Below are 23,737 nucleotides of genomic sequence, written 5' to 3' on the forward strand. Positions count from 1 at the left end.
TCATTACCGGGTACATCTAGAGCCCGACGGAGCCCTGCATGATGCCGCCGTCGACGAAGACCGTCGTGGCCGTCGCGTAGCCGGAGCGGTCCGAGGCGAGGAAGACGACGGTCTCGGCGATCTCCTCGGGCTTGGCGACGCGCCGCAGCGGGATCGCCGCGTCGAGGGCGGCCAGCTTCGTCGGGTCGGCGGTCGTCGTGGCGTTGATCGGGGTGTCGACCGCGCCGGGCCCGACGCCGACGACGCGCACGCCGTGCTCACCCAGCTCGACGCCGGCGGTGCGGGTCAGCATCCGCATGCCGCCCTTGCTGACGCAGTAGGGGGTGTTGCCCGGCATCGGCCAGTCCTCGTGCACGGAGGTCACGTTGACGATGACGCCGCCGCCACCCTGCGCGATGAACTGCTTCGCCGCGAGCTGGCTGCCGAAGAAGGCGCTCTTGAGGTTGATGGCGAGCACGCGGTCGTAGGCGTCCTCGTCGGTGTCGAGCAGCGACGTGCGCGTCTCGATGCCGGCGTTGTTGACCCACACGTCGATGCGGCCGTATGCCGTCACCGCAGCGTCGACGAGGCGGCGCAGGTCCTCGACCTTGCTGACGTCGGCGTCGACGCTGATCGCCTCGGAGCCCCCGCGGGTGATGACGTCGTCGACCGACTGGGCGTCCTCGGGCCGGGTCACGTAGTCGACGACGACCTTGGCGCCCTCGCGCCCGGCGACCTCGCAGATGGCGGCGCCGATGCCGCTGTTGCCGCCGGTGACGACGACGACCTTGTCCTGGAGCAGCATGGTCAGTTCTCCTCAGGTGCTGGGGGTGGTGTGGATGACGCGGGTGCTGGCGGCGCAGCTGGTGGCGAGGCCGGCGGTGGCGAGGCCGGGGGTGGGGGCGGCGCGTGGAGGCGGCCGTCGGGCGAGCAGATGAGGTGCGCGACGAGCGCGGTCCAGCCGGTCTGGTGCGAGGCACCGAGCCCGCGGCCGGTGTCGCCGTGGAAGTACTCGCTGAACGTCGGGTGCTCGGTCCACAGCGGCCCGGCGCCCTGGTCGCGCGGGTGGCTGGGCGGTGGCCCGTCGGGGCGGGGTCGGAAGAGCGAGACGAGGCGTCGCTGCAGCTCGTCGGCGACCTCGGTCAGGGTGACGTGCTGCCCGGAGCCGTGGGGGAGCTCGACCGTGAAGTCGTCACCGAGGCCTTGCGCGTGCCGTCGCAGCGCGCTGATGAGGAGCACGTTGACCGGCATCCACACGGGCCCGCGCCAGTTGGAGTTGCCGCCGAAGAGGCCGGTCGTCGACTCGCCGGGGTCGTAGCGGATGCCGAGGTCGCGGTCGCCGACGTGCTGGCTGAAGCCGTCGCGGTAGGCCGCCGACAGCGAGCGCACCCCGTGCGGCGACAGCAGCTGGCCCTCGTCGAGCATCACCTCGAGCAGCCGGCTGAGGCGCGTCGGGTCGAGCAGGCGCAGCAGGCGGTGCACGTCGGGGCGGTCGGTGGTGCCGGCGACGGCGTTCATCAGCTCGGGCCGGTTGGTCTGGAGCCAGCTCAGGTGGGTGCCGAGCGTCGGCAGCGCGGTCGTCGCCCACTTCGGGAGCAGGTCGACGGCGAGCAGGGGCAGCAGTCCGACGAGCGAGCGCACCCGCAGCTGCACCGTCTCGCCGGTGTCGCAGACGAGCGCGTCGTAGAAGAAGCCCTCGTCGTCGTTCCACAGCGAGATGCCCTGGCTGCCGAAGCTCTCCATCGCCTCGGCGATGCCGCAGAAGCGCTCGAGGAAGGTGGTGACGAGGTCGCCGTAGGCGTCGTCGCGTCGCGACAGCTCGAGGGCGATGCGCATGAGCGAGAGGGTGTTGAAGGCCATCCACGCGGTCGCGTCGGACTGCTCGAGACGCCACCCCGCGGGGACGTCACGCGACCGGTCGAAGAGGCCGATGTTGTCCATCCCGAGGAAGCCCCCGGCATACAGGTTCGACCCGTCGGGGTCCTTGCGGTTCTGCCACCACGCGTAGTTGAGGAGCAGCTTGTCGAGGATCCGCACGAGGAAGGCGTGGTCGTGCGCGCCGTCGATGACGTAGACCTGCCAGGCCGCCCACGCGTGGACGGGCGGGTTGACGTCGCCGAAGGCCCACTCGTATGCCGGGAGGGCGCCGTCGGGGCCCTGTGCCCACTCGCGGGTGAGCAGGAGGAGCTGGTCCTTGGCGAAGTCGGGGTCGACGTGGGCGAGGGTGACGCAGTGGAAGGCGAGGTCCCACGTGGCGAACCACGGGTACTCCCACTCGTCGGGCATGGAGATGACGTCGGCGAGGGCGAGGCTGCGCCAGGCCGTGTTGCGGGCGCCGGGTGCGGTGCGCTCGGCGGCCGGGGGCGGCTGGCCGGGGTCGCCGGCGAGCCAGTCGCGCACGGAGTAGCGGTAGTGCTTGCGGCCCCAGAGCAGCCCGGCGAAGGCGCGGCGCGCGACGTGCCGGTCGGCGTCGTCGGCGCTCGCGGGGATGACGGCGTCGTAGAAGGTGTCGGCCTCGGCGCGGCGGCCGGCGAGGACGGCGTCGAAACCATCCCCGAAGGGCTCGTCGTCGTGGTCGGGTCTGCGCAGCCGGAGGCGCAGGCGCACCGACTCGCCCGGCGGCACGGCGTCCCACGAGCGGACGATGGCGGCCTTGGTGCCGGTGTGGTCGGGGTTGAGGCCGGAGGTGTCGCCGTGGACGACGGCGCGGTCGATGCCGTCCTTGGGCCAGGGGGTGCGGTTGGACGGTGACCCGTAGAGGGCGACGTCGTTGGTCTCGTTGTCGCAGAAGAGCGCTCGCGCCTCGGCGTCCTCGACGTGGAGCGTCAGGGTGCCGAGGAAGGCGTGGGTGGCCTCGAGCGTCGGCGCACCGTCCTTGCCGGGCAGCAGCCGGATCGAGGGTGTACGGTCGTCGCGGCCCCACGCCCACGTGTTGCGGAACCACAGCTGCGGCACGAGGTGCAGCGGCGCCGGGTCGGGGCCGTGGTTGGTGGCGACGATCTCGACGCAGATGTCGTCGGGCGCGGCCTTGGCGTGCGTCACGGTGATGTCGAAGAAGCGGTTGTCGTCGAGCACGCCGGTGTCGGAGAGCTCGAACTCAGCCAGGTCGCGACCGCGCGACGCGTTCTCGGCGACGAGGCCGGCATACGGGAAGGCGCGTTGCGGGTAGCGGTAGAGCGCCTGCGCGTAGGAGTGGGTGGGGGTGGCGTCGAGGTGCCACCAGTACTCCTTGGCGTCCTCGCCGTGGTTGCCCTGCGGGTTGGTCAGGCCGAAGAGCCGCTCCTTGAGGCGGTCGTCGGCGCCGTTCCACGCGGCGAGGCCGAGGTTCAGGAACCCGTGGCTGTCGCTGAGCCCGGCGATGCCGTCCTCGCCCCACCGGTAGGCGCGCAGGTGCGCATGGTCGAAGGGGAGGTAGGCCCAGGCGTCGCCGTCGGCGGAGTAGTCCTCGCGGACGGTGCCCCACTGTCGCGCCGGCAGATACGGGCCCCAGAGCCGCCAGTCCGCGCTGCCCTCGCGCGCCGCGCGCAGGCGCTGGTGCTCGGCTGTCTCGTCCCTGCCCCCTCGCGCCATGGGGGCACCCTAGGCCAGCCTCCCGAGGGTGGCCTGTGGTTCGGCTCCACGGACGTCGTCAAGGGCCGCAGGGGTGCGGGGGGAGCGTGGTCGGGACGCGTCTGACAGCATTCACCTAGCGACTTCCCCCAGACGGCGGCTCCCTCCCAGGTGAGAGCCTCGACCGCTGGGCCTGCCACCCGGCCGTCGCCCAGCACCAGGAGGGACCACCATGAGTCCGCAGTCGAGCACGCAGGCCGGGCCGTCGGCCACGGGGCAGGCCCCGGTCACCCCGCAGCGCCGCGCAGTCCCGTCCCGTCCCGGGTGCGGCGCGTGAGCGCGGGCGGCGGTCGCCGGCAGCAGACCCGCGGCCGGGGACGGGGCTCGCGACGCTCCTCGGACCTGCCCGGCCTGCCGGCCGACGGCCTGCGCATCGTCCCCCTCGGCGGCCTGGGTGAGATCGGGCGCAACATGACGGTCTTCGAGCACGCCGGACGGCTGCTCATCGTCGACTGCGGCGTCCTCTTCCCCGAGGAGCACCAGCCCGGTGTCGACGTGATCCTGCCCGACTTCTCGTGGATCCGGGACCGTCTCGACAAGGTCGACGCGATCGTGCTGACGCACGGCCACGAGGACCACATCGGCGGCGTGCCCTACCTGCTGCGGGAGCGACCCGACATCCCGGTCGTCGGTTCGCGCCTCACGCTCGCCTTCCTCGAGGCCAAGCTGCAGGAGCACCGCATCAAGCCCGTCACGGTCCGGGTGAGCGAGGGCGACCGGCGCTCCTTCGGGCCCTTCGACTGCGAGTTCGTCGCCGTCAACCACTCGATCCCCGACGGGCTCGCCGTCGCGATCCGCACCGCCGCCGGCCTCGTGCTGCACACCGGCGACTTCAAGATGGACCAGTTCCCGCTCGACGGTCGGGTGACCGACCTGCGCGCCTTCGCCCGCCTCGGCGAGGAGGGCGTGGACCTCTTCATGGTCGACTCGACGAACGCGGAGGTGCCCGGCTTCACCGTGTCGGAGGGCGAGCTGTCCCCCGCCATCGAGGCGGTCTTCCGCACCACGCCTGGCCGGGTCATCGTGTCGAGCTTCGCGAGCCACGTGCACCGCATCCAGCAGGTGCTCGACGCGGCCCGCGACCACGGCCGGAAGGTCGCGTTCGTCGGGAGGTCGATGGTGCGCAACATGGGCATCGCCGCCGACCTCGGCTACCTCGACATCCCCAAGGGCCTTGTCGTCGACCTCAAGCAGCTCGAGCGCCTGCCCGCGAACCAGATCGCCATGATCTGCACCGGGTCGCAGGGCGAGCCGCTCGCCGCGCTGTCGCGGATGGCCCGGCGCGACCACCCCATCCGGATCACGGAGGGCGACACGGTGCTGCTCGCCAGCTCCCTGATCCCCGGTAACGAGAACGCCATCTACCGCGTCATCAACGAGCTGACCCGCTGGGGCGCCAACGTCGTGCACAAGGGCAACGCGAAGGTCCACGTCTCCGGCCACGCCAGCGCCGGCGAGCTCGCCTACTGCTACAACGTCGTCCAGCCCTCCAACGTGCTGCCGGTTCACGGCGAGTGGCGTCACCTGCGGGCCAACGCCGACATCGCCATCCGCACCGGCGTCGACCCGACCCGCGCCCTCATCGGGCACGACGGCGCCGTCATCGACCTCGTCGACGGGCAGGCCAAGGTCACCGGCTCGGTCCCCGCCGGGCTCGTCTACGTCGACGCCATGACCGTCGGCGGCGCGACCGAGGAGTCCCTGCACGTGCGCCGGACCCTCGCCGAGGAGGGCGTCATCACCGTCGTCTGCATCGTCGACGCCGACACCGGCAAGCTCGTCGAGGAGCCGGACTACCTCGCCCACGGCTTCGAGCACGAGCCCGGCGACTTCGCCAAGGCCACGCCGGCGATCCAGAAGGCCCTGACGACCGCGACCAAGGAAGGGATCGACGACATCGAGCAGGTCGAGGACCTGGTGCGTCAGGCCATGTCCAACTGGGTCCACCGACAGGCCCGCCGCAGCCCCCTGATCATCCCCGTCATCGTGGACGCCTGAGCGGCTTGCACTCGGGCTCGGGTTCGCCTCCGACCTGGTGCACGGGGGAGTCGTTGACGCGCCGGCCTTCGACGACTGCGCGACGTGGACCGGGTCCGTCGTGCGGCACCCGGACGGGCGGTGGTTCATGTTCTACACGGGGCGTCGCTCAACGAGGTGGGCGCGAACGTGCAGTCGATCGGGTATGCCGTGTCGACCGACCTCATGACGTGGGACAAGGCGCCGGGGCCGGCGCTGTCGGCCGACCCGCGGTGGTACGAGACCATCGCCGACGGGAACTGGCACGACAAGGCATTCCGCGACCCGTGGGTGCTGGAGGACCCGGACGGGGAGGCCGGCACATGCTGATCGCGGCGCGCGCCAACCACGGCGACGTCGTGGACCGCGGGGTGGTCGGGCACGCGTGGCCGGCTGATCTCGAGACCTGGGAGCTGCGGGAGCTGCTGTCTTCAAGGGGCAGGGGTTCGCGTAGCTCGATGTGCTTCAGCCCTTCGTCGTCGACGGCCGTGAGGTGCTGCTCTTCAACTGCATGGTCGGGGACATGCCGGAGGCGGGGCGGACAGATGGCGTGACGGGCGGGGTGTGTATCGCGGACGCGAAGTCGCCGATCGGCCCTACGACATCGCCGGCGCCCAGGTCATCGACGACCCGTCGCTCTACGTCGGCAAGTTCGTCACCGAGCGCGACTCCGGGGAGACGAAGCTGCTGGCGTTCGTCCACGACCGCGACGGCGCCTTCGTCGGGGAGATCACCGACCCGTATGCCGTCACCTGGGACGGCGACCGTCTCCTACTGCATCTCTGATCTCAGTGACATCGCCTCGCTAACGAGGATGGTCCCGTCGCTGTCCGGGCCCTGGCGAGACGTAACCCGGCGTAGGGGCCTTCGAAAAATGCACGGACTCGGCAACCGCCGTCCGACAAGTGGCGGCACCAGTGTCCTCACCCGCGGAGACCCGTGCACCGGTCGGGTGGCGGCGCGTCGCCTCGGGTGCCGGCCGCGCAGACCGCAGGCGTCACCGTCCGCTGGGAGTCAGCGGCTAACATTCGTGTGCTACCACCCCTGATAGGAGTCACCGTGGAGTACACCGGGTTCGCGTTTCGTCAGAATGAGAATGCCCCGCTTCAAATCTCGCTAGTACTGGCAACCTGCGACCTCGATGAGTGGGCCCGAGTTCCTACTCGCCTCTCTAACCGACCGCAGGGCTTCCAACGGGCGGCAGTGAAGGGCCACATCGCGGAAATCGAGCGCTTCTTCCAACAGGATCTGAGTCACACCAATGCAAGTCCCACCAGCATCTTGGTGGGTCTGGCGCCAGAGGCCCAAGAACTCGTTTCGTTGGTAGACGCGGACTCTGGCGAGGAACTCCGGCCCGACACCGTTGGAACCGTCCCAGTCCGATGCCAACTAGCACTTAAATTCGACCCATGGTTGCCGGACGAGGGCACACCACTCGTCGACCAAATCGGCGAACTCGCGTCGGTCGTTGAAGCGAGATCTGAGCCTCAACACGAGGAGGCGGACGCGTCCGAGGCTGATATTGACGACGACGTTGAATGGGGCGCTGGCGTCCCTGAGTCTGCTGCGGAGGGCCTCAATGAAGGCGGTGACTCTGATGGCAATGTAGACGATAGCGACGATGGTGATGCCGGCCCGTCGCAACCTGACGTGTCAGAGTCCGACGATGCCGAAATTTCGCCTGCTGAAGCCCTGCATCTCTATTCCTATGCCGAACTTAGAGACCTCCTCGCAACCAAAGCCTACGAGTCTTGGGACGACACTGATCTGGTCCGACTTCGCGACCTGCTAGTCGATGAGCGGAAGCCTGGCCTTATCATCGACGGCCAGCATCGCGTGGCAGCAACGCGAAACATCGGCGAAGTGCCGTTTATCGTGTCTTTTCTCCCCTTCGCCAACTGGGCGGAACTGGCGTTTCAGTTCATCGTCAACAATTCTTCTGCCAAGAAGGTGGATGAGAATCTGTTGTTCGCCATCGTGGGGCAAAGCCTTGAGCCTGAACAGCTATCCGAGATCGAGGGTCGACTCAACCGGTCAGGTATCAAGGTCAATCTGATTAAGGCGTCCATGCGCGTCCACCTAGAAGCGAATCCCTTCGCAGGAATGCTCAAAACAAACACCCCTGGCGAAAAGGGCTTCCTTGACGCCACTGCGATGCAGAAGAAAGTCATAGAACTCTGGTATGGCAGCAAGGGGTCCTCCGGCACGGTAGCGACACTCAAGAAGTTCCGAGCGATCACCGACGATCCCGGGCGGTCAAAAGAGTTTCGGATGGTGGATCTCTTTGGCGCCAATTGTTCCGCGTTAACAGTGCGCGAGAAGGCTGAAGAGTGGCAGGATGGTCTGTGGTTCGAATACTTCTCTGCGTTCTGGGGTGCGGTTAGGGATAAATACCTTGCCGACGGTCTTTGGCCGCAAAGCATCGATGCCTGGCCGCGAGTTGGAGTTCGGTCGGGTTCGCCCGACCAGGATAAAGTGCAAAGTCTAATGGGCGCTACGATCCTAGGAATGTTGCAGATCAGCGTGCTTCAGCGTTGGGCGGAGCGACGTGAGGACCGTGCCCTTGAGGACGGTGAGGACTTTAAGACCTTGACGATCACTCCCGTCCAGTTCCGGGATCAGATCGCGAACATTCTCAAGCCGCTATCGAGCGACTTCTTCACTGAGTACATTCGGTCCGGTGCTGACGCTTCGAAGCAGGTCAAGCAGGTGTTCATCCGCGCTTTGATGGACGTTCTGGCCAACAGGAAATCGGTCGCGCAGGTCCGCGCGAGTTCCGACTCCTTTAAGTCATGATCAGCCAACTGGGCCAGGCACTGATGCGCCATCTTTCGGTGCACACGGGGAGCATCGGGCGCGTGGACGACTTGCTTAGCGCTGCCGATGCGATTGGACTTGATAGGACCACGCTCGTTGCGCAGTTGGAGGGCGTGCTGGAGGAGAGAATCGCCCTGCGGTTGGTCACCCCACCCAAGCAGCATGCGAACTTCCTCCGGCGACGGCGCTCTGTCCATCGCTGGTTGCAGGAGGTGATCGAACCCTCACGCCTTAGAGGTGGTTTGGCTGAGAATTCAGAACTCGTCACGCTCGTCACGAAGATCCAAACAGCGATAGACATGGCTTCGGATGCGCGGCGACAGGGCATTGGAGACGTTGAAGTGGGGGAGGTGTCCGATCTACTCGAGAACCAGGGCTTTCGGTGCGCAGTTTGTGGCGCGCCCCTTCGGCACTCGATACGGCGGCGGACGAATGTCTTCGCGACAGGTTATGAACCGGTCCTCGACGAGACTCTCGAACACCGAACTCCCTTCTACCTCGTTGGCAATTCCACAGCGTTCGAGGTCCTTTGCAGGCCTTGCAATACGTTGAAGAACGATCGACTGGGCGTTCAGGAGGACGGATTAGTCTTATGCGGCAATACGTTTCGGCCGCGCGACCGCGTCCAAGTGCTCCGTCGTGTGGCGTTCTGGTCTCTGAACGAGCGGCCGCGATGTTCCCAGGCTTGTTGCCCTGCTAGCGCGCTATCCAGTTGCATGCTCCTTGCGCCTAAGGTCGCGAAGCAACCGCTAAGCGTAGACAACCTCGAGCACTTCTGCGTCGAGCACGCCCCGCCCGGGACCTCCTACTGGCTGCATCATGACGCCCTGGTGGCGACCGCAGTCTGAACCGTGAACCGCCCAGGCAATCAGCCCTCAGCCAACTCGCGAAGAATGGCCGAGGAACCACGGGAGTTCACCTGGATGATTGGACGACTGCCGCGGTGCTCTTTGATGAAGTCTGTTGCTGCGTGCTTGGCGGAGGCGGCGACCATTACGAAGACGTCAGCGTTCGCGCTAAGGGCGGCCAACTGCTGGCTGCCGTCATGCTCGGATGTCGTACGCACATCGATGCCTGGCATCAATCGGCGCAGAATTTGTGCAGCACGCGTTATGGCTGACTCTGTTAACGAATAGAGCACCACCACAGCGTCCTTCAAGTGTCGATAGGCGGCGCCCGGGTCGGCGTCCGAGTTCTGTACCTCGAAGTCGTCGGGCAGCGCCGTGGCCAACTCCTCGCCCACGAGGCGGAGCCCCTCAATGTCAGCAAGACTGAGGCTGGATCTCACCGGTCGGAGCACGTCGAGTGCGCGAAAGTACAGCCTGCTCTTGGCGGACAGGGCGAGAGCTTGGGGGGTTGTCGTGGCTGCCTGGAGAACGTCGACGGTCCAGCTGGCTGTGACAGCGGAGGTCGCGGCCTCGACGATCATCTCCGACCACTCCAGGGCGGAGGAGAGCAATGCGGCTCCGGGCGCAGACGCAGACAAGTACTCGAGGAGTGCGACCGTCTGCACCCGCACGCCGATGGAACTCCTTTCGCTAACGGCGAATCCGGCGAGCACTCGTTCGCACAGTTCGGCGCCGTCCGCTGCTGCAAAGACCGTCGAATGCGCAGCCATGAAGGCACCGCCGTGGTCTCCGAGGCGCGCCAATGCCTCCTCGTCCATGGACGCCAACCGGTCTGAGATGGTGGCATGATCCAGCGGATGCCATTCAGACGTAACGCTGAGGTCTAGCGCCGCGTCCTTGAGGTCGTTCGCCTCCAAGGCATCGAACCAACCGAGCCATCCCAGGTTTCTTTGCGGATTGATGAACCTGTCGAGCCACTCCAAGTCGGCGTGTACAACGACATCGTCCCCTGCTTCTTCGCGGAGTCCGCAGGCGTCGACGAAGGCCGCCACCTCCACTGCGAGGCCTGGGTCCTCCAACTCCCGAATGCAGGAGAGCAGCAAAGCAGCCACGACCGGGGTCGGTGGCTCAGCGAGGCCTGTCATTACGGCGGCGGCGAACTCGCCCTCAGCGATGAAGCGGTGAAGTTCATCCTCCGTTGTGATTGTGGCCGTTGCCACTGTCTCCAACTGAACCGTTTCCGAGGTGGGCTTGGTTGCCGGAGCGTGCAGAAGTCGCAGGGAGTCAGCCAAGGCCTTCGACAGGGTCTTAGCCTCGTCGGCCAACCGGCCAAGGGTTGCGGGTGACCCTCCTCGAAGGGTTCTGAGCATGAACTCGGTGACCACTGCGGGTCTAGTCGAGGTGGCCCCGCTTGTCGCAAGTTCGCGGAATTGAGGCGGAATCTGCTGTGCCGCTTCGAGCAGTGCCGCGCCGTCGCCTGAGACGTCCGCGGACGCCAAATACCGTTCGTAGACTGCGGTTTGCAACAAACGCGTGATACCGATTGGGCGACGCAGTTGAAGGACGTGCTCGAGGTCTTGGTCGGCAAAGATCGCCGTCGTGTCGCCAAGCGCGGCATATACGCGCAAGCGGAGGAAAGCGAGGTTCGAATGGTCAAGATCAGCGGACGTCTCAAGTTCACGGAGACATTCGAGGGCGATCCGACCATCTCGAGCGCCGATGGCGTGTCCTAGGTCGTCGAGGATCTCCACCGTGGTTCGAGGTGCGTCGAATTCCGAGCGCGGGCGCTGCCACACCAACTTGGAGAGAACAAGGAGTGTTTGACGTACCTCATCACGGGAGGGAGCACTCCCGCGTGGGAGGACCTCAAAGCGCAGTGGTGGTACGTCGGTCAAGGCTAGTGCGCTGTCAAACGCATCCTGTGGGTACAGACGCCCCCGGCTTCTGGGCAGGTCACTGAACGTCGGGCCAATCCAAGCGTCCAGGAGTGTGAGCAGTTCCTTCTTCTCCCGCAATGTAGGAGCAAACCCATACCAATAGAGTCTTCCGTTTGTCACCCTCGGCAGGAACGCGATCTGTCCGCGCCCGATGGCATCTCGCCATCTCTCGATCGACGTCTCCTGCTCGGGCGGCAGGCGTGCGGGGTTGATGTCGTTGCCCACGCCGAAGAACTCGTCAATCTGCATGACGGGCGCCTTCGTAAAGAGCGTTGTACGCGATGCGAGCCTCGGCGATGGCGTGAGGGTCGCGCGTCAACGTCACGCCTTCCGCGTTGACCGCCTGTCCGAAGTAGGTGAAGTTCATAGATCCCTGGAGGTGGAATCGGTCGCCCAAGAGACCCTTGTCGTGAAGCTTTGAATGAATCTGCACTGTGGGTCTCGCCCCGAGGCCGCCAGCATTCTCGAGTCGCTGTCGGGCAACAACGTTGCTCTCAACATCGCGAGTGAGAACGCGCACGTCGCTGCCCCGACGAGAAAGTTCAACCAAAGCCTCCGTCAGGCGAATCTTTCGCGAAGGGAGGCCGGGCAGGACGGTCTTGAACTGGCCGGCCGTGTTGTCGATGACGTCGATGTCGGAGATCCAAGGCGACAGGACCCACAACTGTTTGGACGGCACTAGCAGTTCTGTCACGAGAAGGTTCTGCATCAGGTCGTTGAGAATGCGGGTTTGTCCGTGGCCCGCGGTCGTGATCCGTCTCATGCCGACACCTCAGCGAGTTCGAGGGCGACGACGACGTCGCCGTTCGCCCTATGATCGATCTCCACAACACGCGGATAGACGTTGAGATATTCGGTCACGACAGGTTCGACACACGTGTCCACGAGCAGGTCCGCGAGATCCCCCGCCTGCTCGGGGGTCGCCAGAACCTGTACGGATCCTCGCCGAGATAGGGCGTGGCGGACGCGGTCTCGGTAGTCGCCGGTCAGCAGGAGCGGAGGATCGCCCGCGGCAGCGAGCGAGCGCAGGACCTCAGGTGCCGGGGGCAAGTTATCGGCAAAGGGATTCCACGCACTCAACTGTTCGGCACGGAGTTGCCAACCGCGGGGCCAGAGCAGGCTCTGGACCGCGTCCATGCGTCGGCGCTCGCGGTCTCCGCCTATAAGGACCAGACCAGGGTCCAGATCTGAGCGCGTACGCATCAAGTACGCCCAAGTCCGTGGCGGGATTTCGACACCGAGCCGCCGCTCTTCCGACTTCCACTCGGTCGTTATAGTCGACAAGGTTGTGTCCGTGGTTAATGTCGAACCGGGCCGCAGAACGCGGCTGGCCAGCGAGGATACAACCGACTGCTCGGCGCCGTAGATTCCCGACTGGCGAAGGGCATCCCGGATGCGTCCGAGCGTCTCGACGCGCGTCGCCTGGTCGGGCGCCACGCGAAATTCGTTGACGAGGCGGCCCCATGTTGGGTCGGTCGCCGTCAGGTCAATCACTCGTTGAAGGTGGCTGTCAACGAGTTCGTACGTACTCGGCTGCGTGGCTCGAAGGATCAGCCGAAGCAACCGCCGGGGATCCGGACGGACACGGGATGCAAGAGCCTCGATGAAGCCTCCGCCGCCGATCGAGGACTCGGTCAACCAAATCTCTCCCGTCCTGCGCCTTCCGTCCGAGTCATAACCTGGCTCGATGTCCACGATTACGCTCTCCGGATCGTGCTCCGGGCAGATCTGTCGAGCGGCCGCGAGGGTCGCATGTCCGAGAGTCGAAAGCGTGCGTTCCCGGATCCACCGATTGAACGCAACCGCTTCGGGAGCCCAGTATTGCGATGCCAACGCGTCGAGGCGGGCGACGATGGCGGGGTTCCTCAGCGCCTCCTTGAGCCGAGCGCCCATCCGCGAGAGTGCTGCAGACTCCGACTCGACCACACCGGTGCCCCTAAACATGGCGTCTAGGGTTTCGTCGAGCCGACCGTCGAATGAGTCGTGAACGGCCGCGTACGCCTCTGCAACCGTGGTGTTGTCGCGGACTGCCGTGGTGAGCAACATCGCCTCCAAACACTGATGGAGCCAGTCGATGCGGAAACTGTTGAGGCAGTTGAGCAACTCGTTGTCGGTGAGCAATACGTGCTTAAACCAAGCACTTCGCAGGCCGGGCAGGAGATCTGTCGGGACAAGAATCTCCTCCGGCAGGTCGACTTGGATGCGCAACCCGTCCACGTCGAAGGTGGAGCCCATCGCCGCAGGCTCGCCTTGAAGCGAGAACCGGGATCGCACGCGCTTATCGGTGCCGTCGTCGAGATTCAACGTGGCATCGGAGCTAACAGCGGCGCGATGAACTTTCACGTGGGCGTTCTGAGCGTGCAGATAGAAGCGCGCGTCCTTGATGAGGCGCCCGAGTGGATCGGCCGCTGGCACGCGGATGATCAGGCCAGTTCCGGTTTCGACGAACTGCGAGCGCCACTGCATTGTCGCATTTGACGAGTCCTTTACGTTCTGCGGCGGCAGTTCAACCAAAACCTGATCGGGGCGGACGACGGTCGTTGTTGTCGGCGCGCCGTCGATGTCGATTGTGCACGGCTCCTCCACCGCGAAGAGCGGCAGAACCGTGCTGAGTTCAAGCACCGATTCTGTGACATCGATCGGAACGGGGATCCAGTGACGGTGTTCGAGATTTCGAGTTGCGAATCGGCGTGAGACCCGACCGGGTGCGTATTCCCGGAGCATTTGCCCAAGCCCCATGGCATGGAGTTCGCGCTCGGTCTCCCGATCCGACTGGGGGGGAATGCTCACGTAGGTCTCGGGCAAGGCCAATTCGCTGAAGAGGTTCGTCGGGAAAAAGTCTGGTAGCGGGTTACCACCCATAAGATCCCGGAATCCATGCACTGTTTCGGGGTCTGCGACACCCCAGTTGTGGAGGAGACGGCGACGTAAGGTCGGGATGGCCTGGAGTAGAAGCGGCCGCGGCGGATGCCAGAGGACTTCGTTGGCCTCCGAGTCGGACAGATCGAGTGCGTTCTGGACCCAGATGCGCAGGCTCCGCTGACGGTCCGGGTCGCGGAGCGCGTCGTTCAGCACATCGACGGCCTTAAGTTGAGTTTCGCGACCCGGCCGGGCGAAAGTATCAGCCGGCTTCTGCCCGAGAGCGGACCACGCAGTAGTTGTCTTGGGGATGCCGTACTGCCGCAGCTGGGTTGTGAGCCAATCAATCATTGCAATGGTGGCTTGCATGCGTAGAACTGCGCGGTTGCGGATCGGCAGAACTAGGTCGGGTAGCACCGGTTCAAACAAGCTGTCCCAGGCCTCGTACGTCGCGCGGTCGCGCCCGTAGTCGGACAGCACGACTGCCGTGTACGGGCGCATCGTGCGCTTGCGTCCGGCCCGACCCTTGCGCTGGAGGAAGGCTGCCACTCCTCGAGGCGCTTTGTGCTGGATGACGACACCGACGTCTGGATCGTCGAAGCCGACCTCTAGGGATGCTGTTGCGACGATCAGTTGACTGTCGGCGGTAACGCCGGAGTCCTGCGAGGTCGTTCGACTCACTCGTAGGCCCTCGCCCATGCTCGCGAACTTGTGGCCTACCGCGGTCGGTAGATCCCAAAGTTGACCTGCGCGACGTTGCAGCGTGACATCCCCGACGGCAGTGTTGGCGCGCAAAGACGCGAGAGGAGGTTTGAACGACTTCGGCTTTCCGAAGGCGTACTTCTGGCCCTCGGCGTCGAGAAGATATGAGAACAGACGGTTAGTGACGTCGAGGTCGTCGGTGAAGACGAAGGCCTTCGTGCCGAAGACGCCTGACGAGATCCGACTCGCTGGTTCATCCTGCGTGCGCGGCAGCAACATGGACGTTTGGATCGTGGTCGATAGCACCGATGCGCCGCTGGTTGGATCGCTGCGGAGCGCGAGCAAATACTCCGCCCCCTCGTACTCCAATTCCTCCGGTTCGGGCGTGATGCTCGTGACTAGGTCGTCGTCGACCCCGGTGAGATCCGCCATGTGACGGATCGGGTTGGACAGCGTCGCCGAAAGACCAACGAAGGTGATCGGAGCCTGAACGCTGTGGTGCCACCGGCGAAGGACCATTGCGGCTTGCGCCCCGGTGGTTCCGTCGTAGGTGTGTATCTCGTCCAGGAGCATCATCCGAGGCTTCCTGCCTGGCGGCGCGTCAATGCCCAAGGGTCGTGAGAGGTTCAGATCAGACAGACCTCGATTGAGCATCTCTGTCGTCACGAACAGCAGATCCGGGGGAGCGCTCTGCATGGTTTGCCGGGTCAGAACAACTTGGTCCTGCCCGAATGAGCGCCTGCACCTTGCGCACACCAGGCGCTCGACCCCGGCGTCGATGTCCTCGTTTCGCCAGATGAGTTCGCCCCCGCAGGGGGCGAAGCCATCGCCGGGGCAGCGCATCTGCGGCGAAGCCATGCCATGGGGCCGCTTGCCCCAACCCCGATAGGAAGCCCTCACGTTCTTGGCGTTGGTCGGTGTACCGCCGTAGAGAGCGCCGATCGTCATAGATCGTCCAGTGGAGCGCTTCCACAGATCGTTGAGTCGGCAGGCATGGGCGAACGCCGTGTCCAGTTGATCCTTCAGCAATTCGGTCCTGGGATAGACGGCTAGTGCGCGAGTCCACGCAGAAGGGTCGCTGATGCCCGCTAGGTAGCTGAATGCAGGGAGGTAGAACGCGTTCGTCTTTCCGCTTCCTGTGCCGGCACCGACCACCGTTGCTGTTGTGGTCTGACTCTGCAACGCCGTCAGGATGTGCCTCGTTGCGCGTACTTGGAACCCGCCGAGGAGGTCGTGCTCACCGTCGCGCTGGGTCATTACCTCAAGGACACCGCGATACGCGTCGATAGGGCCGACGACCCCGTCGAGAGCCGTGGTCCAAGGGTGATCTCGCTTTGGGTAGAAGCGGGGGCGGCGTGCGTACCGGAAGTCGGAGATCAGGTTGGTTCCGGATTGCCAGGTCTGGCCGAGGAAGGTCTGTCGGAGCCGCGCCACCAAGCGGATGGTTTCGCCGTTGCGGGTACGCCAACGGCTGGGCGAAGCGCTGGAGTCGTGCAACAGTAACGCGCGTGTCGTCATCGCCTCGATGATGTCGTCGGCGCTCAAATCCCACTCGTGGCTGGAAGTGAGTTCATCGGCGATAACTTGGCGCAGTTCCTCGGTGCTGAAGCCACCGTCGACGATGCCCCAGCACAGGAGCGGATCCTCGAGGGACTCGAGTCGGTCAAGGATCCTGGTTAACAGCGCTGAGTTCATCGCAGGTGCACCTTGAATCGGGCGATGATGCCAAGAGCAGCGAGCTTCTTGAGACGTTCAGGCGTGAACCACGTCAGCGAGACGCCGCCCGGCTCCTGAGACCCCACGATGCCCTCAGCGATGTCGGCGTCAACCACCTCTCCGATTTGCTCGCCGCAGCGATGGATCGACTCCACGGCTGCTCGATGCTTCTTAACAGCACCACGGTCCGGGATGGGGCTGCTGGTGACTGCGAGCAACCGGGCCCGTGCGGTCTCCAGCGCATCGCGGATCTCCTCGACGTCGACCCCGCCCTGCGCCAGTGCGTCGATGAGATCGACGTTGACCGCAGGCGGAGGCTGACTCACATACGTTTGCCACGTGCCCGCGACGAGAGCGCGTAGCTCTTTGGCGTACTTCTCGGCCGACCGGACACGCTCCTTGGCGAGGTCGAGATTCTGCTCCATTCCGAGCGCAGGCACTTCACTCGCCAGAGCACGGAGACTCTGGGCTACCTGGGCCGCATCCTGTTCGTGCCCCGCCGGCAGTTCGACATCGAGTTGCATGACCTCACTCAGCGCGACGATGAGCGCGGGCAACTCCGTCAACATTTGGGCGAGGCGTGCACTGAGATCTGCGAACTGGCCTGTCCGGACCTTGACCTGGTGTTCGTCGTTGGCGACTTCGGCGTGGGCACGCAGATCCTGGATCGTGCTGCGCAGGGTCATGCGATTTCCTCTGCTTCGGACCAAGCTTCGGTTGCTGGGGGCGAGATCGAGTCGGCCATGGCCGTGAGGTTGGCGATCAGTTGTTCACGGGCCTCAGCGTATTCGCGTTGCACGTCAGAGGGACTGCCGTTGCCGAGGCTGTGCTCAAGCAGTCGGACCGTTTGCCTTGCCATCTGGAGCCAGGCACCTACCCGCCGTGCGGGCTCATCCCAGTCGCCGTTGAGGACCTGCAGTTTCTCGTCGTGTGTGAGTTGATCCCAGCGACTCAGCTCGGCAAAGGCCGCCTCGACCTTGCGTTGGTCACCGGGCTTGACGGACTTGACTGCGGCCTGGAGTTCGGCAGGGTTGATTCCGCCTGGCAGCGCACCGGCGGCAGCGCGCTCGTTGACGAGGACGAGAAGTTCCCAGGCGACGTCGGCGAGCTCACCTCCGAGGTCGGAAAGATCGGGTACTAGGTTTGAAGCTTCCGCGTGCAAGGAGTCGATCGACGCGAGCCGCGCCTCGATCGTCGAGACCGAGGATCTGATCAGGTCGGGCGTCGAGGCCGGCCAGGGTGCGCCCGTGACCTCACTTCGGACGACCTTGGCTACCTTGCTGAGGTCCAAGGCAAGCGGCTTACCGGAGCCTTGGCTGAATGAAGCGTGCCGGAGCAGTCGCTGCTGGAGTTGGCCGCGGCCGACACGAGTGACGGCGCTGCCGCTACGAGCACCTTCCTCCAGGAAGCTGTGGAGGGCCCGGAGACCGGCCCGCGACTCGAGATCCGGGCGGTCTGGGACCGGGGCGAACATGGCCCGGATCCGACTAGTGGTGTCCGACTTGAAGGCGTCGGCGATTCCGAGCCCTCGCGCGATGCTGAGGAGCACTTCTACGAGCCGAGCTAACTCGGTGTCGTTGTCGGGGCGCTGCGGAGGGAGCAGATTGATGCCCACTCTGGATGCCCATCTATCGATGGCAGTCTCGGTGAGCCTCTGCAGTCGCTCTCCATCCGGCACGTCTGCCCAGTTGTTCTTATGATTTGCCCACGCGAGTGCGCGAAGGGCTCGCATGTCGTCGGGGTTGGATCGGTCCATCGGTAACACAGCGTCAGCGATTTTCGCTTGGCTGAACTCGACCATCTTCGCCTCGAACCCTGGCGCGAGGGCCTTGTCGTTGCCCCACAAGCTCTCGCCGCCGTATCCGTCCTCGAACGGGAGGCGCTGTCGAACCGCCTGGAAGACGATGTTTCGCAGATCGTTGATCTCACCTTGCAGGATGTTGCCCGTTGCGAGCCAGCCATCGACAGCCTTGACGAGCGGCGGGTCCGGAGCGACTGGCTGCGGAGTCGAGGTGGAGGTAGCCGAAGGCTTGGTGGGCAGCGTCGGACGGGAGTCCGGAGTAGGTGGCCTTGCGTCGCCGAGATCGTCGATCGGTGTGACATCAAAGGCGTCATGGATCGTCGGAGCGAGATTCTCCGCGCCTGGCCCCGAGCCCCAAAAGCGTACGAGGCGGATGCGACGCTCGGAAAGCTCCTCGTCTCCGGGCGACCGCAGTTTGAACTGGTCTTCGATGTTCGTGAGGCGGTGGCTTGCGCCGCCCCGGAAGTCGTTGGCAAAGCCTTCGCTCGGGAATCGACCGTGGTTGATCTCAGCCTGGTCACGATGCAGGACCGGGCGGAGGACACGCGTCAGCACGTTGCGAGCGACGAAGCTGCCGTCGGTGGAGTGACTCTTAATTGCACGATCGAGGGCGGCTTGGTTGAACGGGAAGAGGCCGTAACCGTCAACCTGGCCGAACGATGAGTGGCATGCCGCGTTGACAGGACACTGCTCGCACGCATTGGGCACCTCCTCTTCGCGTGCATGCGCTGCATCAAGCTCCGATGCCCCGACTCGAACAGCGTTGAGGTATCGGCTGGCGAACCCTGTCGGCTGGAAGGACGCGTTCATTCCATCGGGTAGGTCGAGGTCGAACACTCGGTACGTCCGCGTGTAGACCGTCTCTGGCATCTGGTTGATGAAGTAACCGGTCGTGACGGCCATGACCACGCGCATTGGACAGAGTTTCTGCGCCTCGGTCGAGATGAGCGTGATGGCATCAATGAGGCCACCCTGAATCCCTTGGAAGATCGAGAAGTCCTCGATGAGCACAAGCAGTTCAAGGCCCTGTTTGTCCAACTCGACGCGAACGTCGACGAGGATCTGTTTGAGGTCGTCACCGCCCACGCCGAAGACCTCGCTCACAGATGGACCGAGTTGCTCGTTGATCATCTTGGCGGCTAGTTCACGGAACGAGTGCTCACTCGTGAGTGCTCCAGCGACCTCGCGGGCCGCTTGGCCGGCCCGGTTGACGTCGTCCACAGAAAGATTCAGGTCGTCGGGGGTGAACCCGAAGGCGTCCTCTTTGTCCTCGTCGCCCTTCCCGGACAACTTTTCGCGCACCAGGCGGGCGATTGGCCCGTTCTGGTCGAGCAGTCGGCTCCGAAAGACGTCGTCGCCAAAGAGGGCAGGAAGGCCACCGGCAGAGGCGAGATAAGATCGGAGTTCGATCTCCTCGGGGGAGCCGTCGGTGCGGTTGCCGCGCGTCTCGATGTTCACCGCAAGGGCGTTGCGCAGTTTCAGTTGCGCAGTCTTTTCGTCCGCGGCGGCATCGACCGCGGTCGCTACCTTCGACCGGAGTTCGTCGGCTCGTTCGCCGCTCGCGTGCTCAAGAATCAGTTCGAGGATCCCGCGCAAGGACATGCGGTGCTTGGGCACGAAGATTAGGCGGGTCGATTCCTTGGTTTCCAAATGAGCCCGTAGCCACCGAACGAGGTGGGACTTGCCCGTACCGGACTTACCCAGGATCGGAATGATCGGCTGGTCCGCAGGCTGGTCCTGGACAGCGCGAAGCAGGGCTTGCTCGTCAACAACGGCGCCGCCGCGGGCGCTGTCTACTTGATCGCGCTGCGTGATGGGGATCGTGCTGTGTGTGGCAAGAAAGACGCCGTCCGACGTGCTTTCCGCCTCGACAGGGATGATGGCTGAAGCCTCGTGTGCGTCCCAGCAAGCCGCTGGGAGGTTGCCGCGCCAACTCACTTCTTTCCTCCATGGTTCACGATGGCGTGCGTTTGGCGCGCGGCGTCGAAACGGGACAGGCGGATGCCTTGTGCGTCTGGGAGCGTCTCGAATCGGATCCGTCCGCGTTCCTCGAGGATGCGCAGTGCCTGTCCGACTGAACTGTCCGCGCACTCGGCGACGATGCCTGGGTCGGGATCGGCTCCAAGGAGAGCCACGAGTCCGAACCGCATTGACCCACCATGAAGGACGGGGAGCGCTTGTCCGATGCGTGCCAACAGGTCGTGGATCGAGAGACGTTCGGCGGGCATCGCTCGTAGGGCGTCCTCCACCGCGGGCACCGGCAGTGGAACCACGCCGGTCCGGTCCTTCATGACTGACGGGGTCGCCAAACCGAGCGCGACAATCCAACGCGACGCAGCCACCCAACGCGTGTCATTGACGATGGCCCACGATTCACGATCGGTTGTGCCGAACTGTTCAGACTGGAGTGTTTGTAGATTCTCGGTCCACGACAGCGGCTGCCCCAACGCGTCCTGTGCCAACACCCAGGTCAGGGCTCGGTTGAGGTCACGAGCGCCGCTCGTGTGTCCATCGCCCAGCTGCGTTGCCCAGACATCGCCATCCCGGCCGAGGTCGAACACGCGGGCTTGAAGGAGTCGTCGAAACTCCGGAGGGTCGAACGGTGCCTTCGGCGTCGGAACCTGAGCGCCTAGTTGAAGAGTTCCGTCGGGATTCGTCTCGAGCACGTTGATGGCGCGCAGAGAGGAGATCGTGTTCTTCAGTCCGCCGGCGGCCTCGCTGCCGGGGTTCAGCCCCTCCGGCTTGAAGGCGGCAACGAGATCGTCCTCGGTTGACGAACGTCGTGCGTCGAGAAGGTAGTTCACGATGGCGCGGCCGAGGCCTGGCAATGTGCGTGGCGGGTTGAGTACTGCCATCACAGGCTCCTAAGGAAGTACGACAGCGTCCAATGCGGGAAGCGAATGGCCTTCACGGGTTGGCCCGGATACTGAGGGTCCGGCGTGTCCTCCGGGAGTACGACGATCCGAAGGGAACCCGCCTCCCCAGCAAGCCAACTCAACTGAGGTGGATCGGTCCGGTCCAATAGGACCAGCGTGGGGATCGGGAAGGTTCGGGGCGGACCCGCGATGATCGGATCGATGGCGACCAGTCCCTCGGGTGCAGAGCGACCTGCCCCCACCACTGCGGGCAAGCCGGTCAGACTTGCAGATGCCAAGATTCCTCGGACCCCGTGTGTCACTGCCTTTGTGACGAGTTCGGCAAGGTGGATCCGAAGATCTCCCTCGGGATAGGTCACCACCAGTGACCGGCCGCTGGAGGCCATCGACGCAAGGGTGGGACTTACTCCGCGGTGCAACAGGGGGAGCGGTGCTTCTTGCACCACTGGTCGTGCAGCCCGCAAAGACGGCTCATGGACATGCGCGGCAGCGGGACATCCCGAACACGCGGGTGCGACCACCTGGTGAGCGCGCATCGCGCCCACCTCGTCGTACGCATATTCCTCGCTCAGGATTGAACCCCAGCATTCATCGAGCCTGAACATGCGCTCGATGCGGTCGCGCGAGCCGGCTTCTGAATAACGGATCTCACGTCGGACCTTGTCGATCGCACGCAGGACGGTGGCCTCATCGACATTCGCAATGCCCGAGCGGATGCGCACGGTCGCACGCGTCACGTACGCGGACCAGGCTGTATCGACTCGCTTCTGCCAATCGGCTTCAGATTCGTCCTCGGCGCGCTCCAGGGTCGGCGGGGGAGTGTCGACAATGTCGAGCACCCCGGCCCGTTGTAGCAGGACCAGAGTGTTGCGGTTCCACAGTTGGTTGCTGTCGGAGGCGTGGGAGAGCCAGGGAGGGACGGTGCTGGTGTCCACGACGAGTTCGCGGCGCGTTGGGTCCGCCGAGATGCGCGCCGTACGCATCGCGTCCCATCGACCCCAACTCTTCTTATCGCCAAGAACGGTGGCATTCTCGATGCTGCGACCTTCCTGGGCATCGGCGGTGCTCGGCATCCAGACCGATACGGCTGCGTGACCGTCGCGGCCACCGCGGCCAACCTCTTGATAGAAGCGGTCGACTGAGGCCGGCACACAGGCGTGGATGACAGAACGAACGTCACTCTGGTCCACACCAAGCCCGAACGCACTGGTCCCCACGACCACGTCGACGGACGTTGGGCCAGCATCGCCAGACCACGCCCTCAGGATTTCGAGCCTGTCGTCCGCGTGCACATCGCCATGGAAGACCGCCGTGCGGCCAAATCCCGCCTCTCGGAGTCGAACTGCAAGCGTGTCGGCCGACTCCTTCTTGCTGGTGTAAACGATCGCCGGCCGCGGAAGGTGGTGGAGTGCTTCGACAACCCGATCGAGGCGCGCCTCGTTAGGGACGGGCGGCGCAAATAGGTAACGGAGTTCCGTGCGCAGGTACGTGGAACCTACGAACAGCGAAGTGTCGGCTCCGGCGAACAGTTCGTCGTTCAGCAAGAGGCCCTGTCGGGAGAGTGTCGCAGTCAGCAGTTCTACGTGGGGCGGTGCTACCCCTTGAGCCCGGGCGACCTCTCTCAGTTCGGCGATCAGGGAGGCGACTACTTGAAACTCGGGTCGAAAGCTCAGGCCCCAGGTGCGTACGAGGTGCGCCTCATCGATCACAACGTGGCTCAGTTCGCCCCGGGCAGCTAGGCGCCGCAGAGTCTGCGCCAGACCGGTGACCAGAGCCTCGGGCGAGGTGTAGAGAACCCTTTGCGTCCCTTCGCGCAGGCGCTCCTTGATCGCTTCCCTTTCGGTCGCGGCACGATCGCCGTAGTAGGCCAATTCCTGAGGAAGGCCCTGGTTTGGAAACCGCTGATGAAGTTGGCGCTCCTGGTCAAGCGCCAGCGCAATGGTCGGCACCACGACGACTGTCACGCTGGTACGAGCGAGTAGTCCAGGGGCGATGCCGACCAAGGACTTACCTGTTCCGGTGGGTAGGACCACGTGGAGTGTGCTGCCTGCAGGTGCAAGCGCAGCAGCCCGGACGGCGCTCGCTTGGCTTCGCGAACGGTAGGTGTCAATCCCAGCAATCGCAGCCACGGACGGGTCTACCGGCACTGCCATGTCGTGCCGGGCAAAGGTGGATACGACGCCCTCCGGACCTTCGAAATTGTCGGGGCTTGTGCAGGCCATATCGATCCAACGCCCGTCGCCGCGGAGCCAGTCGGGCGCCCAGTCTGGGCCAAGGGTGACGCGGTGCTCGTGCAGCCCGAACGTGGCGACGTCGAGGTTTGCCCGGCGAAGCGTCTCGAGCGGAAGGCCGCGGTCGTAGAGGCGAAGGGTCAGGTAGCTGTTGGAATGCCCTGTAGTCCCTCGGCGATGACGCAGTACCTGGCCTAGAAGCGCGGCAACGTCACCCGCGATCTCGGGCCCCGGAACATCTGAGAACCATGCATCTACCAGTCGGCGGTGGGGCCCGATGAGAAGATCGCGGTTGTTTGTGGCTCCAGCCAACTTGGCTGCCCCCAGGTTCCACTGATCCGTCATG

Annotated in this window: 13 protein-coding genes; 4 read left to right on the plus strand and 9 right to left on the minus strand. The window is 64.8% G+C overall.

The genetic code is table 11. The features are described 5' to 3' along the window. Positions 1-16 precede the first annotated feature (16 nt). Positions 17-784, minus strand: coding sequence for a glucose 1-dehydrogenase (locus tag TAE01_RS17245; RefSeq protein WP_147068051.1), 768 nt, complete (start codon positions 782-784; stop codon positions 17-19). A gap of 2 nt (positions 785-786) precedes the next feature. Next, the gene (locus TAE01_RS17250) at positions 787-3,549 is read right to left on the minus strand and encodes an MGH1-like glycoside hydrolase domain-containing protein (protein ID WP_246111425.1); all 2,763 of its coding nucleotides are present in this window, start codon (positions 3,547-3,549) and stop codon (positions 787-789) included. Positions 3,550-3,861: 312 nt separating this feature from the next. On the opposite strand from TAE01_RS17250, the gene TAE01_RS17255 reads away from it, so the two are divergent. From TAE01_RS17255 to TAE01_RS17270, 4 genes are all read left to right on the plus strand, one after another. Next, the gene (locus tag TAE01_RS17255; protein WP_246111426.1) at positions 3,862-5,586 is read left to right on the plus strand and encodes a ribonuclease J; all 1,725 of its coding nucleotides are present in this window, start codon (positions 3,862-3,864) and stop codon (positions 5,584-5,586) included. A gap of 168 nt (positions 5,587-5,754) precedes the next feature. Beyond that, a complete protein-coding gene (locus TAE01_RS17260) occupies positions 5,755-5,934 on the plus strand; it encodes a hypothetical protein (RefSeq protein WP_147068052.1) in 180 nt (59 codons plus the stop codon). Positions 5,935-6,168: 234 nt separating this feature from the next. Continuing rightward, entirely contained in the window at positions 6,169-6,390 is a 222-nt protein-coding gene (locus TAE01_RS17265) for a hypothetical protein (protein ID WP_147068053.1), read from the plus strand. A gap of 273 nt (positions 6,391-6,663) precedes the next feature. Beyond that, entirely contained in the window at positions 6,664-8,400 is a 1,737-nt protein-coding gene (locus TAE01_RS17270) for a hypothetical protein (RefSeq protein ID WP_147068054.1), read from the plus strand. 889 nt (positions 8,401-9,289) lie between these two features. Here TAE01_RS17270 and dpdD read toward each other — a convergent pair. Genes dpdD through dpdF form a run of 7 tightly spaced genes read right to left on the minus strand, consistent with a single transcriptional unit; the run spans position 9,290 to position 23,736 of the window. Beyond that, a complete protein-coding gene (gene dpdD, locus TAE01_RS17275) occupies positions 9,290-11,455 on the minus strand; it encodes a protein DpdD (RefSeq protein ID WP_147068055.1) in 2,166 nt (721 codons plus the stop codon). Next, on the minus strand, positions 11,445-11,969 hold the full coding sequence (gene dpdK, locus TAE01_RS17280; RefSeq protein ID WP_147068056.1) for a phospholipase D-like domain-containing protein DpdK: 525 nt from the start codon (positions 11,967-11,969) through the stop codon (positions 11,445-11,447). Before dpdK ends, dpdD begins: the two co-directional genes overlap by 11 nt. Then, positions 11,966-16,462 (minus strand): protein DpdJ, encoded by a 4,497-nt coding sequence (dpdJ, locus tag TAE01_RS17285; protein ID WP_147068057.1) that lies wholly within the window; start codon positions 16,460-16,462, stop codon positions 11,966-11,968. The genes dpdK and dpdJ overlap by 4 nt, the downstream gene beginning before the upstream one ends. Next, positions 16,459-17,169, minus strand: a complete 711-nt coding sequence (locus TAE01_RS17290) for a type 1 periplasmic-binding domain-containing protein (RefSeq protein WP_147068058.1) — start codon at positions 17,167-17,169, stop codon at positions 16,459-16,461. The genes dpdJ and TAE01_RS17290 overlap by 4 nt, the downstream gene beginning before the upstream one ends. Continuing rightward, positions 17,166-20,222: a protein DpdH gene (dpdH, locus tag TAE01_RS17295; RefSeq protein WP_147068059.1), complete on the minus strand. Its 3,057-nt coding sequence runs from the start codon at positions 20,220-20,222 to the stop codon at positions 17,166-17,168. The genes TAE01_RS17290 and dpdH overlap by 4 nt, the downstream gene beginning before the upstream one ends. Then, positions 20,219-21,139, minus strand: a complete 921-nt coding sequence (gene dpdG / locus TAE01_RS17300) for a protein DpdG (RefSeq protein WP_147068060.1) — start codon at positions 21,137-21,139, stop codon at positions 20,219-20,221. The genes dpdH and dpdG overlap by 4 nt, the downstream gene beginning before the upstream one ends. Next, a complete protein-coding gene (gene dpdF, locus TAE01_RS17305; protein WP_147068061.1) occupies positions 21,139-23,736 on the minus strand; it encodes a protein DpdF in 2,598 nt (865 codons plus the stop codon). The genes dpdG and dpdF overlap by 1 nt, the downstream gene beginning before the upstream one ends. Position 23,737 lies beyond the last annotated feature (1 nt).

It is taken from the genome of Terrabacter aerolatus, from assembly GCF_007991735.1.
Taxonomy (GTDB): domain Bacteria; phylum Actinomycetota; class Actinomycetes; order Actinomycetales; family Dermatophilaceae; genus Terrabacter; species Terrabacter aerolatus.

Coding starts and splice junctions, on each gene's coding strand:
- TAE01_RS17245 (WP_147068051.1), bottom strand. CDS start 784: ATGCTGCTCCAGGACAAGGTCGTCGTCGTCACCGGCGGCAACAGCGGC.
- TAE01_RS17250 (WP_246111425.1), bottom strand. CDS start 3,549: ATGGCGCGAGGGGGCAGGGACGAGACAGCCGAGCACCAGCGCCTGCGC.
- dpdD (WP_147068055.1), bottom strand. CDS start 11,455: ATGCAGATTGACGAGTTCTTCGGCGTGGGCAACGACATCAACCCCGCA.
- dpdK (WP_147068056.1), bottom strand. CDS start 11,969: ATGAGACGGATCACGACCGCGGGCCACGGACAAACCCGCATTCTCAAC.
- dpdJ (WP_147068057.1), bottom strand. CDS start 16,462: ATGAACTCAGCGCTGTTAACCAGGATCCTTGACCGACTCGAGTCCCTC.
- TAE01_RS17290 (WP_147068058.1), bottom strand. CDS start 17,169: ATGACCCTGCGCAGCACGATCCAGGATCTGCGTGCCCACGCCGAAGTC.
- dpdG (WP_147068060.1), bottom strand. CDS start 21,139: ATGGCAGTACTCAACCCGCCACGCACATTGCCAGGCCTCGGCCGCGCC.
- dpdF (WP_147068061.1), bottom strand. CDS start 23,736: ATGACGGATCAGTGGAACCTGGGGGCAGCCAAGTTGGCTGGAGCCACA.